Raw genomic sequence first — 12,115 nt, 5'->3', positions numbered from 1 at the left:
TTTACACTAAAATACATTATTTTTCAAAAATACTAAAGAATTTTATAAGATTCTTAGTTTTTATCAACAAAAAAAGGAAAGGGTTAAAACCATGTCATCGTTTTGCCTTTCCTTTTCTTTATTTTTTAGTTAATAACTGCTGCCCCATCATTTGGGAATGTTTCAGGTGATACAACACCGTCTGTTTCATATTTATATCCCGGTTCATCTCGTTTGTCTTTTTTATCTAGACCAAGAGAAACTCTAAATCTGTGTGAGATATAATCAATACTATCTTGGTGAAGGGCAACCATGCTGATTGGTTCACCAAATGGAGCATAATCAAATCCAACCCATGAAAAGGCATAAGAATCAAATTTGTAATCTTTTGTTAAACCTGATTGAGCCACTGATAATATTTTGTTTGATGGCATATCTGTTTTGATATGACCATCTAATGCTTCTAAAATACTCTTATATTTTGCAATTGTTCCAACATCCATTGCTTTTTTAGCAATCGCTTCTAGCACTTGTTGTTGTCTTTTACCACGTTCGATATCGTTATCAATGTAACGAGTTCTTGAGAAGGCTAAAGCTTCTTCTCCGTTAAGTAGATGTTTTCCTTCTTTTAACTCAACAACCTTCTCACCTTTTGAGTTTTGTTCCGTTAAAGTAAACGGCACATCAATCTCAACACCACCTAAGGCATCTACAATATTGTTAAAGGCTCTAAAGTCTGCTGTTGCATAATAGTTAATTGGAACGTTTAGTAAGTTTTCAACAGCATCAATGGTTGAATCAATCCCACCATAAGCAAATGCCGAGTTAATTTTATCTTTTCCAACAAATTCTTTTGACTCGATTTGTGTGTACGTATCACGAGGAATACTTGTCATTGTGACTAGCTCTTCTGTTGGATTGATTGTTAATAGCAGCATCGAATCTGTTCTCGCACTACCTAGTTCTCGTTCACTATTGTCATCTAGCCCTAAGATTAAGACTGATATTGGGTCCTTTTGAACGTCTATTTTATCATTTTCTACCGATTTAGAGGATCTTGGTGTATAAGATTTATTTAGGAAATCATTTGTATCCATTAAACCTTTCACAAAATAGACAACACCGCCTAAGATAGCCAGTAGTAAAACAATGACTAGTCCTTTTCCCATAGTTACCCAAATATTATTCTTTTTAGGCTTTGCATTATTTCTTCTTCTATTAAAGTCTCGATCTTCATTGTACTCGATTGCTAAGGGTTCGTTCTCTTTTTGTTTATCTCTTCGTTTATTTCTTCTTTTATCTTTTGTCAAAGTCAAAACTCCTACGTCTTCAATTATTCTTAGATAGTATAACATAGGGTATCTTTCAAAAATAGATAATATCGGTATTTTTAAATATTTTAAGAAATTCCTAACAAATTTCCGCATTGTTTAGAGCCCAAATCTCGTGTATAATACTTGTTGAATTGTGAAAGTAGGTAAATAATATATGGATTTTCTTTTAAAAATAGCCTTGCGTTTATTTTTAACTATGATCCTAGCATTTTTAATGACACCTTTAATAAAAAAACTTTCTTTAAAAATTGGTGCAGTAGATAAACCAAACTCTAGAAGAATCAATAAAGTCCCTATGCCTACAGCAGGTGGGCTAGCTATTTATATTGCTTTTTCTATTTCAATCCTTTTTCTATTCCCTGACTTAATTCCCTTTAGATATGCGATTCATTTAGTCATCTCATCTGGAATTGTTGTCTTGACAGGATTGATTGATGACATCTTCGAATTAAAACCAAGACAAAAATTAATTGGCGTGATGATTGCTGCCCTTTATGTTTGCTTTGTTTTTGATATCACTGTAAGTACAATTACTTTGCCACATATTGGACTTGTTCCTTTAGATTGGTTAAGTTATCCAATTACGGTACTTTGGATTGTCGGTTTAACTAATGCTATTAATCTTGTGGATGGTTTAGATGGTTTGGCCTCTGGTATCTCAATCATTGCCTTAACTACCATTGGGATTGTTGGTTACGTAGCTTCTTCAACAGGCGCTGTTCAACTTCAAGTTCCACTGGCTATTTTTATTTTATTAATGAGTGTACTAGGATTTTTCCCTTTTAATTTCTATCCAGCCAAAATATTTTTGGGGGACACGGGTGCTTTGCAACTCGGCTTTTTAATTTCAGTTCTTTCTATACAGGGACTTAAAAATGCCACGTTCATCACGTTGATTACACCACTTATTATTTTAGGTGTACCTATCACAGATACTTTGTTTGCGATGATTAGAAGACGTCTTAATAAACGCCCTATCTCTTCGGCTGATAAAATGCATCTGCATCATCGTTTGATTTCTTTGGGTTTTACTCATCGAGGAGCTGTTTTAGCCATCTATTGTATGGCACTTATTTTTTCAATTATCGCTCTTCTTTACATGTTTACTAACACATGGGCAACGATTCTTTTAACGATTGCTTGTCTGTTCGGTTTACAAATTTTCATCGAAATGATTGGCTTAACTGGCGTTGATAAACAACCTCTTTTAAATGCTCTTAAATTTCTTGGAAATAAAGCCTACCGAAAAGAAGTGTTGAAGAAAAGAGAAGAAAAAAAGAAATAAGAGTATGAAGTAGTCATTAGAACTGCTCCATACTCTTATTTTTTATCCCTTAACTGAGGCACTTGATACTGCGTCTGCTTCATCCTTTTTAGAAGCACTAGATACAGCATTCACATCTCCTACTAAGGTTTGTCCTGTTTGTTTTAAATACCAATCAACTATTGGTTTAAAATCTAAAATATATTCATTGATACCAGCATAATTTCCATCATTATCATGAATGGCTTGATAATTATGAACCACAAATTTATCTGGTCCATGAGTCGGAACGTTTACTCGGACACAATCTGTAGCTCCTGTTCTTAACTCTTGTATCACCCACTCCACGCCTTTAAGTGCGGCTTCTGGGTGACAGTTAGCTAGTGGGTTTCCTACTTGATCAGGCGTTCTAGACGCGAACATCTCATCAGCTTCCGACACATGATTATAATAAAGAAATTGATTATTACTATCAGCATATGTTAACTCCATCGGCATTGATGATAGGAAATAATTAATTTGATCAACTGTTAAAATGCCTCGATTCAATTTAACATAAGTATCACCTTCTACTGCCCCTACTTTTTCAGCTGCTTGTTCTACCCAATCTCCTGCACTCATATCAACATCTTCAATGGTAGTTGCTATTTTTCCTGTAGCATGTAAATCCTCTGGTTCAGCTTTTGGTTTATCTGCTTCATCCAATTTATTAACGAGGGTAACAAATTGAATAAATTTAATCAGGGTACTTGCTAAAAACTTTTTAGTCTGATTATCTTTTAAATTTCCTTTATCATCAAAAGCTTCTTTTACTTTTCCAAGTAAGAACTCATTACCTGGTAATACCATGGCATTTACTCCTGGCGCATCTAAAATCTGACGCAAATCAAGCTGCGCACGCGAAGATCCTTGATCATAATATGATGCTCCTACAATCATTACAGGTTTGTCTTCTAATGGATGAATATTAAAAGATAGCCATTCTAGCACACTTTTTAGAGCTGCTGGGATAGTTCGATTATGCTCAGGTGTCGCAATAATCACACCATCTGCTGCTAATATTTTTTGATTTAATTTTTGAATAGGAGCACTCATTGTTTCATCTTTACTTTGATTAAATAAAGGTATATCAGCTATCTCTAGCACTTCAATTTCTACAAGAGACTTGAATTCTTTTGACATATAATTTAACAACATTCTATTATATGATACTTCAGCATTTGATCCTACAATTCCTACTAATTTCATGATGTTATCTCCTTTTTATAAATTTTCCCAAGAAAAATTTTCAGCTTCTTTTTTATTCAACAAGTGAGTTTGGTTAAATGTTTTGACCATTTCAGAAAAAAGAACAAAATCACTGAATAATCCTTCTAATTTTTTAATTTGTATTTGATCTTTTAAGTTTCCCTCATCATCAAAAGCTTGTAAGGAGTGACTTAATAAAAATTCAGAACTAGGCATAATGCGAGCTTTTAATTCAGGTGAATCCAACGTTTGTCTTAGATGTTGTTGAGCTCTAGATGATCCTAATGTCCCGTAAGACGCTCCTGTAATCATTACTGGTTTATCAACAAATGGATAGATGTGATAAGACAACCAGTTTAAAGCATTCATCAAAGAAGCTGGTACTGCATGATCATATTCCGGTGTGCTGATAATAACGCCATCAGAAGCTTCGATTTTTTGGGCTAATTCTTTAATAAGTGGTGGAACCTCTTTAGATTCTGGTTTGTTAAATAGAGGTATCTCTTTAATTTCTACAACCTCAATTTCTGCTACATCTTTAAAATGTCTTGCCATAAATTTCAGTAACTCTCTATTGGTTGAGTTATCAGAGTTAGTTCCTACGATACCAATCATTTTTTTCATTTGTCTCTTTCCTTTCACTATTTCAATTTTTATAAATATTGTTTTATACCAGCTGATAAGTAGGACATTGTCTTAGTGATAACAATACCTTCAATACCTTTAGTCTGGTTAATTTCCTTGATCATCTCTTCTGCTTTTTTTCCAAATAAGCGAGTTGTCCAAATCTCGCCTTCTACTGATTTATCTGAGAGAATGGTTAGACTTAGTACATCAGTGTCAACAGGATACCCCGTACTTGGGTTGATTATATGGTGATAAACTTGATTCCCTTTTTTCAATACTCGTTCGTAAACACCAGAAGTCACGATTGATTTATCGTTAACCTTCATTAAAAATCGTTCTTTACTTTGACTTTGTTCAGGCACTTGAACTTCTATATACCATTCATCTCGATTCTCGTTTGGTGGATTTCCAAAAACTAGTACATTTCCGCCCAAATTAATCATTCCTGATGTCACTTGCTTCCTTTTTAAATCTGCAACCATCAAATCCGCTATGTAACCTTTTGCTAAAGCACCTAAATCAATAGAGGTTTCTTCTTCTAAATAAATGGATTGATTTGCTCCGTTCAAATGGATTCTATTAGGGTTAATTTTTTTTAATAGACTTGTTATTTCAGCTTGTTCTGGAACTCGAGCATCTTCAAAACCAATATGCCAAGCTTGAGTTAGAGGTCCTATCGCAATATTCAAATGGCTATCTACCGGTAGACTATGCTCTTTTCCTAATTTGATTAATTCAAATAAATTTCTGTGAACCTTAACTTCGCTTTTTCCTGCTTGTAAATTAATGGCCATTAGTTCTGAAGTTTGACTATTGGCACTAAACATTTTTTCATAGCACTTCAATTCTTCCACACAGTTATTCAGCAAAATAGTTGGTTCTTCGTGCTCGATCATAATATCGATAACTGTACCCATTAAATGAATTTGTTCTTTAGACCATGCCATTTCTAATTTTTATCCTTCTTTTTAAATTGAGGTTCTAGGTTCTCAATTTCTTTTAGTAATACATGATTTTGATTGATTTTCGCATACGCTCGTGCATCATAAAGTCTCTCCAAAACAATCTCATTAGGTTGATTTTCTTCAACACTATTTAAAGCAAGTTGAAAAGCAGCTCTTGCTAAGTAATACGTCAAGTGATTTTCTGAGCATATCGTAATAGCATACTCTAACAAAGCATTACTTGCTTCTAGCTCTTTGATATCTGCATAAAAAACACCACTATGAAAGACAATATTTAAAACACGCCATGTGTCTTCTACTGTATTTGTTGGACAATAATAAATTTTTTCGATTACTTTACTAAAATAATATTCTGCTTTTTCATAATCTTTCTCACGACTATAAGTCATTCCGATTCCTGTATATGCTAATAAACTAAAAATATTACCTTCTTTTATTTCTTCTTCTAATAAAATTTGATCAAAATTAAATAAAATCTCTGTCACTGGCTCATTATTAAATATCATTAAAAACCCTTTTAAGTATAAGAACCGTAGATACAAATCCGAATCTACTTCTTTTTCAACCTTAATATCATCTAGAATCTTTTGAGCTTTTTTATACTCACTTGTAATAAAGTAAAATTCTACTTGATTCATTGCTTCAACAACTTCAGAATTTTTTACTCCAACTTTTGGAAATATTTCTCCAATAGATAAATTTAACCGGTTACAAAGTTTTAGTAGTATTTTTAAACTTGGTGCTTGCCCATTATTTTCAAATCGACTTAGTGTCGCTTGTGTACAAATACCATCAGCCAACTCACTTTGGGACATTCCCTTAGCTTTCCTCGCATCAATAAAAGTATCAACATTCATTTTATTTACCACTCCTATTGTTCTTTTTTTCACATGTTTCTTGCCATAATAATATCTCGATATATAATTTAAGTCAAATGTTTTATATAAAATTTTATATATTATTTTGATAAAAAATGAATATATATCTAAATAACCCCTATCTTATTAGAACAAATGATAGTGATTCTCAATTATTTGTTGCTTTTTTCTCAAACTCATCTTATTGTTTACACGTAAACAATATTACAGGAGGTAACTTTATGGCAAATGTATTAATCATTCAAGCTCATCCGAAGACAGAAGATTTTTCTTATTCGTTAACTGTTGCAGATAGCTTTATTTCCACTTATAAAGAAAAAAATCCAGAGGACAATGTCACGATTCGAAATGTCTACACAGATGGGGTACCACCTATTAATGACATCACTTTTGATGCCTGGTTAAAACTAAAACAAGCTAACTCTCACGACTTGTCATCTATTCAACAAGAAATGATGACTAAACACCATGATTGGTTGGAAGAATTTATTAATCATGATAAATATGTTTTTGTAAACCCTATGTATAATCATTTTTTACCAGCAGAAATGAAACAATATATCGACTTAGTCTCAGTAGCTCGTAAAACATTTAAATATACTGAAGATGGTTTAGTAGGACTTTTACCAGATAGAAAGGTTGTACATATTCAAGCTGCTGGGGGATATTATCACCCTAATCATCAAACGGATTTAGGAGCAGAATATTTAAAAAATACTTTAAATCGTTTTGGTTGTTCTGAAATTGATTCCATTTATATTGAAGGTATGAGTGCTCAACCTGAAAAAGCTGAAGACATCTTGAATGCAGCTAAAGAAAAAGCTAAACTAATAGCAAATACGTTTTAAAGGACTGGGAAAAAGTGAAAGAAATAGAAAAGGAAATTATTCAAACGATGCAATTTTTAAGATATGGTGAACCTCTCGAAATGAATCAAGATTGGCTACTAGAGCAAATTAAGTCTCCAAAGTTAAAAGCTGTTATCAAAAAACATTCTATTCTCTCTCTCAATGTTCTTTATGAAATAGGCAGGCATAAGGATCAAAACCCAGCAACTATCGCTGAAAGTTTAAATGTCACTCGAGGTGGTGTCTCTCGAATCAGCAAGCGTTTGCTAAATGACTCACTGATTGAAGTCACGCAAAAATCAGATAATCAAAAAGAAAAATTTTATATGTTAACATCACAAGGACAACTGGTTTATGAAGCTTATGACAAGTTAGTTCAAAAAATTTATCAAAAAAATCTTGATATTATTCATCAATTTAATGCTGAAGAACAACAAACTATTTTTTCCTACATCAAAAAAGTTAGTGAGTTATCTGTTCAAGGCGAATAAAAAAGAAGAAGACCGTTATTTAGGGTCTTCTTCTTTGATTTTTTTAGGTAATTTCTTTTCAATGTATTCTCTTAATACACTTCGTTTTTGCTTTATTTCTCCATAAATTATTTTTTCAAAGGTGACATTGATGACACCACCGATAATAATCAGTGTTGCGGCAATGTTTAACCATAAAATGAAGAAAATAACACTTCCAATCAATCCGTAACTATTGATTCGCTTAGAAAAATACGTGATATATATACCGTAGAATTGAGTAACTCCCATCCAACCAAGTGTTGTAAAGATAGTTCCTGGGATAATCGTTTTAAAATGAACCTTAGCACTTGGAACAAAATAAAACAGCATAAATATCGTGACAAGAAGTACAGATGAAGTAACAGGCCATTTTAAGGCTTTAAAGGTTGTTAAAATCTCTTCTGGTTGGCCAAATATGGGTAGAATGTACTCTAAAATCGTTTGTCCAAATCCCATAATTAATAGTAATAAAAAGATAGCGAATATCAGAATAAATACCATTAAAAAAGAAAAAATTCGACGAATAAATTGCAAGCTTTCTCGACTTACACCATAAGCTTTATCCAAGCTAATTCGTATCGCGTTAATTCCCTTACTCATCGCCCAAAATGTACCAATAGCAGAAATAGAAAGTAATCCACCATTACTTTTTTCAAGCAAATTACCAATAATGTCTTTCATAGTTCCATAAATATATGGTGGTAATAGTTCTTTTATATAAGGTAAAACACTTTCTTTACTTAAATTCAAAAAAGGAAGAATATTTCCTAATGCAATCAGCAAAGGAAAGAAAGATAGCAGTAAATAGTATGTAATTACAATGGCATAGATATTTACTTCTGCCTGTTGAAACGTTTCGAAAAATATTTTAAAAGACTCTTTCCAACTAGGTCTTTTCTTTTCTTGCTGCTCCATGTAGTTACTCCTTGTTTAGTCTTGTAAAGTTAATAATTTAGGTCCCTCTTTAGTGATAGCTAATGTATGTTCATATTGACATGATAAACCGCCATCTTTAGTGCGAGCAGTCCAGCCATTATTATCCATTTTCATTTGCCAAGTACCAGTATTTACCATTGGTTCAATCGTAATAACCATACCTTCTTTTAGACGAAGACCTTTTCCTTTTTCTCCGTAGTGAGGTACTTGTGGCGCTTCATGGATTGTTGGTCCAATGCCGTGACCTATGAAGTCTCTTACGACAGAAAGGTTTTCACCTTCTACATAAGTTTGAATCGCATGACCAATGTCACCGATTCGGTTACCAACTTGTGCTTGTTCAATTCCTAAGTATAAAGCTTTTTCAGTTACTGCCATTAAATGGTCGATCTCTGGTGTAGACTCTCCTACAACATATGCCCAACATGAATCAGACATCGCACCTTTATATTCCACACACATATCAACTTTGATTAAGTCATTATCTTTTAGGACTTCTTTACGTGGAAAACCATGACAAATTTCATCATTGATACTACAACAAGTAGCATATTTATAACCTTCAAAACCGATTTGAGCTGCTACAGCATTATTTTTTTTGATGATGTCATGAACGAATAACTCAATATCCCAGCTTGTAATCCCTGGTTTGATAAAATCACGTAACGCACGATGAACACTTGCCAAAACAGCTCCTGAATCAGCCATCATTTCAATCTCTCTTGGTGATTTTAATGTAATCATTTATATTTCCCCACTTTCTCTTAATTAGCATTATCATTTTAGCACAAACCATTAGATACGCCAAATAGCTTCCGTAGTCTACCGAGGCTTAATTTCATTGAAAAAATCATCAAATTTGATATAATTTGATTAGATTTATTAATGAAAGGGGTTTTTTTAGTGACTGTTGCTAAAATCGTTTATGCAAGTCTTACTGGTAACACAGAGGAAATTGCAGATATCGTTGCTGAGGCTTTAGAATCACATGATGTCGAGGTTGAAGTTAACGAATGTACCCAAGTAGATGCAGCTGACTTTTTAGATGCTGACATTTGTATTGTGGCTTCTTATACGTATGACGACTTTTTACTACCAGATGAAATTATTGATTTCCATGAAGAATTATTAGACCTTGATTTAACTGGAAAAGTTTACGGTGTTGTTGGTAGTGGGGATACATTTTATCCATACTTCTGCCAAGTAGTTGATCAATTTGATAAAGCATTCGCTTCTGTTGGCGCTACTAAAGGTGCTCAATCTGTTAAGGTTGAACTTGCACCTGAAGAACAAGATATTGTAGCTCTTCAATCATTTGCGAAAATTTTAGTTGAAAAAAGTAAATTAAATTAGATAAAAAACCATCTTTATTCTAAAAAAATATTGATGGTTTTTTGTTTTGTTCACAATAAAAAAAGGCGCCTTTTCCGAACGAATAGGCGCCAAACAAGTCCGATTACATAGTAATCGTAAATGTTGGGTTTCTCTTGATTGATTTGTTTACGATATTCAAAATACTTACCATCTCTTCAGTTGTCGGATGAATTCTTTCACTTGTCGCAAGTGACGCTAAGCCAGTTGCTGTAATCCAGTTACCTAGAAAGGCCGTGTTCAATTCCTCATCTGAAACCCCTTGATATAATTCTGAGTCTTTTGCTTTTTCGATAAACATCTTTAACCCAAACTCATTTAACAATTGACCACCAGCGTGATCTTCAACAAATAATGCGCGGAATAACATCTTTTCTTTCCGTGCAAACTCGACATAATTTAGAGTTAAGTCGATGATTGGATCCCCTGAAACTTCTTTGTTAAAAACTTCATTTCTCAAATAATCTTCAACTTCTTCAAAAAAAGCCTCTCGCAATTCTTCCATGTTTTTAAACTCTAAATAAATCGGTTGTGTCGAACTTTTCATTTTGCTGGCAATGTTACGTGCTGTAAAACCTGAAAATCCTTCCGTTGCAACAACTTCATGAGTAGCATTTAAAATATGTTCTCTTGTGATTGTTTTTCTTCTAGCCATAAGACACACCCACCTTTTTAATTTTATTTTTTTTTGTAAAAAAACAATTCAAATAAAAAAACTTTTTTGTTTTTCTATCCTAACTTAATTGTATCATGTATTTCTAATAATACAATTAATTTATGTAAAAATTTTGTCATTTTTTAAAAAAATTTAATTTTTTTTGTAAGTGCTTTTCCCTATGCTTCAATTGATATAACCCTGTTCTTATGCTACTATTTAAACAAATAAAACTATTAGGAGGATTTCATTTATGGTCTTACAAAATTTCGATACGTTATTAAAAAAATACGCTAAATTGATTGTTGAGGTTGGCGTTAATGTTCAAAAAAGTCACACAGTTGTTCTTTCAATTCAAGTAGAGCAAGCTCCTTTAGCTCGTCATATTGTTGAAGAAGCTTATAAACTAGGCGCAAAACAAGTTATCGTTCAGTGGGCTGATGATTCTGTCAGTCGTGAAACTTTTATTAACGCTGATCAAGAAGTTATCGAAACTGTTCCCCAATATAAGATTGACGAGATAAACGATTGGGTAGAAAAAGGGGCAAGCCGTATTGGTATTGTTTCTCAAGATCCTGATGCTTATGCTGGTGTTGATAATGATCGATTATCTACTTTCCAATCTGCTATGGGTAAAGCAATGATGCCACTTCGCCAAGCAACACAAGCAAATAAAGTTAGTTGGGTAGTTGCAGCTGCTGCTGGTACTCAATGGGCTAAAAAAGTTTTCCCTGAACTTTCTACTAACGAAGAGCAAGTAGATGCTTTATGGGATGCTATTTTTAAAACAACTCGTATTTATGAAGAAGATCCAGTTGCTGCATGGGTTGCTCATGATAAATCTCTTGAAGCAAAAGCTGCTGAATTAAATGCTGAACAGTTTGATTCACTACATTATACTGCTCCAGGTACTGATTTAATCATTGGTTTACCTGAAAATCATCACTGGGAAGGTGCCGGTAGTGTCAACGTTCGTGGTGAACGCTTCATGGCTAATATGCCTACCGAAGAAGTCTTCACTGCCCCTGATAACCGCAGAATTGATGGTGTGATTGTTAGTACAAAACCTCTAAGCTACTCAGGTAATACCTTAGAAAATATGACATTTACATTTAAAGACGGTAAAGTAGTCGATGCTAAGGCTGAAAAAGGTGAAGAAGTTCTTAAAAAATTACTAGAAACAGATGAAGGAGCTAAAAGTTTAGGTGAAGTTGCCTTAGTACCTGATAGCTCTCAAATCTCCCAATCTGGTTTAACTTTCTTCAATACTTTATTTGATGAAAATGCCTCTAATCACTTAGCTTTAGGTTCAGCTTATGCCTTTAATATTAAAGGTGGTACTGAGATGAGTGAAGAAGAATTAGAAGCAGCTGGTCTTAACCGCAGTCTAACTCACGTGGACTTCATGGTTGGTTCTGACAAAATGAATATTGATGGTATTAAAAAAGATGGTACACGCGTTCCTGTTTTTAGAAACGGCGAGTGGGCATAAAATTTT

At 33.4% G+C, this 12,115-nt stretch carries 13 protein-coding genes; 5 read left to right on the top strand and 8 right to left on the bottom strand.

Translation table 11 applies throughout. The annotated features are described in order from the left end of the window. Positions 1 to 125: 125 nt before the first annotated feature. Positions 126 to 1,289, bottom strand: a complete 1,164-nt coding sequence (locus H9L18_RS03805) for an LCP family protein (RefSeq protein ID WP_185847374.1) — start codon at positions 1,287 to 1,289, stop codon at positions 126 to 128. Positions 1,290 to 1,467: 178 nt separating this feature from the next. On the opposite strand from H9L18_RS03805, the gene H9L18_RS03800 reads away from it, so the two are divergent. After that, positions 1,468 to 2,598: a glycosyltransferase family 4 protein gene (locus H9L18_RS03800; RefSeq protein ID WP_126790878.1), complete on the top strand. Its 1,131-nt coding sequence runs from the start codon at positions 1,468 to 1,470 to the stop codon at positions 2,596 to 2,598. A gap of 42 nt (positions 2,599 to 2,640) precedes the next feature. Here H9L18_RS03800 and H9L18_RS03795 read toward each other — a convergent pair whose 3' ends face one another. Genes H9L18_RS03795 through H9L18_RS03780 form a run of 4 tightly spaced genes read right to left on the bottom strand, consistent with a single transcriptional unit; the run spans position 2,641 to position 6,274 of the window. After that, complete coding sequence (locus H9L18_RS03795) at positions 2,641 to 3,825, bottom strand: NADPH-dependent oxidoreductase (RefSeq protein ID WP_126790880.1); 1,185 nt, start codon at positions 3,823 to 3,825, stop codon at positions 2,641 to 2,643. Between the two features lie 15 nt (positions 3,826 to 3,840). Then, on the bottom strand, positions 3,841 to 4,449 hold the full coding sequence (locus tag H9L18_RS03790) for an NADPH-dependent FMN reductase (RefSeq protein ID WP_126790882.1): 609 nt from the start codon (positions 4,447 to 4,449) through the stop codon (positions 3,841 to 3,843). A gap of 29 nt (positions 4,450 to 4,478) precedes the next feature. Further along, positions 4,479 to 5,399 carry an FAD:protein FMN transferase gene (locus H9L18_RS03785; RefSeq protein WP_185847375.1) on the bottom strand — a complete coding sequence of 307 codons (921 nt, stop codon included), beginning with the start codon at positions 5,397 to 5,399 and terminating at the stop codon, positions 4,479 to 4,481. A gap of 2 nt (positions 5,400 to 5,401) precedes the next feature. After that, complete coding sequence (locus H9L18_RS03780; protein ID WP_126790884.1) at positions 5,402 to 6,274, bottom strand: helix-turn-helix domain-containing protein; 873 nt, start codon at positions 6,272 to 6,274, stop codon at positions 5,402 to 5,404. A 242-nt stretch (positions 6,275 to 6,516) separates the two neighbouring features. On the opposite strand from H9L18_RS03780, the gene H9L18_RS03775 reads away from it, so the two are divergent. Together H9L18_RS03775 and H9L18_RS03770 are read left to right on the top strand one after the other, a co-directional pair. Next, positions 6,517 to 7,143 (top strand): NAD(P)H-dependent oxidoreductase, encoded by a 627-nt coding sequence (locus tag H9L18_RS03775; RefSeq protein WP_126790886.1) that lies wholly within the window; start codon positions 6,517 to 6,519, stop codon positions 7,141 to 7,143. Between the two features lie 14 nt (positions 7,144 to 7,157). Continuing rightward, entirely contained in the window at positions 7,158 to 7,634 is a 477-nt protein-coding gene (locus H9L18_RS03770; protein WP_126790888.1) for a MarR family transcriptional regulator, read from the top strand. Positions 7,635 to 7,649: 15 nt separating this feature from the next. Here H9L18_RS03770 and H9L18_RS03765 read toward each other — a convergent pair whose 3' ends face one another. Continuing rightward, complete coding sequence (locus tag H9L18_RS03765; protein ID WP_126790890.1) at positions 7,650 to 8,570, bottom strand: YihY/virulence factor BrkB family protein; 921 nt, start codon at positions 8,568 to 8,570, stop codon at positions 7,650 to 7,652. A 15-nt stretch (positions 8,571 to 8,585) separates the two neighbouring features. After that, positions 8,586 to 9,335, bottom strand: coding sequence for a type I methionyl aminopeptidase (gene map, locus H9L18_RS03760; RefSeq protein WP_126790892.1), 750 nt, complete (start codon positions 9,333 to 9,335; stop codon positions 8,586 to 8,588). A 159-nt stretch (positions 9,336 to 9,494) separates the two neighbouring features. Here map and H9L18_RS03755 point away from each other — a divergent pair, with 159 nt between their 5' ends. Next, entirely contained in the window at positions 9,495 to 9,944 is a 450-nt protein-coding gene (locus H9L18_RS03755) for a flavodoxin (RefSeq protein WP_126790894.1), read from the top strand. A 103-nt stretch (positions 9,945 to 10,047) separates the two neighbouring features. Here the strand turns inward: H9L18_RS03755 and H9L18_RS03750 are convergent, their stop codons facing one another. Further along, the gene (locus H9L18_RS03750; RefSeq protein WP_126790896.1) at positions 10,048 to 10,617 is read right to left on the bottom strand and encodes a TetR/AcrR family transcriptional regulator; all 570 of its coding nucleotides are present in this window, start codon (positions 10,615 to 10,617) and stop codon (positions 10,048 to 10,050) included. A 253-nt stretch (positions 10,618 to 10,870) separates the two neighbouring features. Between H9L18_RS03750 and H9L18_RS03745 the strand changes: the two genes are divergently transcribed. Next, positions 10,871 to 12,109 carry an aminopeptidase gene (locus H9L18_RS03745; RefSeq protein WP_126790898.1) on the top strand — a complete coding sequence of 413 codons (1,239 nt, stop codon included), beginning with the start codon at positions 10,871 to 10,873 and terminating at the stop codon, positions 12,107 to 12,109. Positions 12,110 to 12,115 lie beyond the last annotated feature (6 nt).

Source organism: Vagococcus carniphilus (assembly GCF_014397115.1).
GTDB classification, from domain to species: Bacteria; Bacillota; Bacilli; order Lactobacillales; family Vagococcaceae; genus Vagococcus; species Vagococcus carniphilus.
The sequence above is the reverse complement of the archived record's forward strand: the minus strand, read 5'-3'. Positions and strand labels throughout refer to the sequence as shown.

What these genes read in the sequence shown, in the direction of transcription:
- H9L18_RS03800 (WP_126790878.1), top strand. Translation starts at nt 1,468, where the DNA reads ATGGATTTTCTTTTAAAAATAGCCTTGCGTTTATTTTTAACTATGATC.
- H9L18_RS03795 (WP_126790880.1), bottom strand. Translation starts at nt 3,825, where the DNA reads ATGAAATTAGTAGGAATTGTAGGATCAAATGCTGAAGTATCATATAAT.
- H9L18_RS03790 (WP_126790882.1), bottom strand. Translation starts at nt 4,449, where the DNA reads ATGAAAAAAATGATTGGTATCGTAGGAACTAACTCTGATAACTCAACC.
- H9L18_RS03785 (WP_185847375.1), bottom strand. Translation starts at nt 5,399, where the DNA reads ATGGCATGGTCTAAAGAACAAATTCATTTAATGGGTACAGTTATCGAT.
- H9L18_RS03780 (WP_126790884.1), bottom strand. Translation starts at nt 6,274, where the DNA reads ATGAATGTTGATACTTTTATTGATGCGAGGAAAGCTAAGGGAATGTCC.
- H9L18_RS03775 (WP_126790886.1), top strand. Translation starts at nt 6,517, where the DNA reads ATGGCAAATGTATTAATCATTCAAGCTCATCCGAAGACAGAAGATTTT.
- H9L18_RS03765 (WP_126790890.1), bottom strand. Translation starts at nt 8,570, where the DNA reads ATGGAGCAGCAAGAAAAGAAAAGACCTAGTTGGAAAGAGTCTTTTAAA.
- map (WP_126790892.1), bottom strand. Translation starts at nt 9,335, where the DNA reads ATGATTACATTAAAATCACCAAGAGAGATTGAAATGATGGCTGATTCA.
- H9L18_RS03750 (WP_126790896.1), bottom strand. Translation starts at nt 10,617, where the DNA reads ATGGCTAGAAGAAAAACAATCACAAGAGAACATATTTTAAATGCTACT.
- H9L18_RS03745 (WP_126790898.1), top strand. Translation starts at nt 10,871, where the DNA reads ATGGTCTTACAAAATTTCGATACGTTATTAAAAAAATACGCTAAATTG.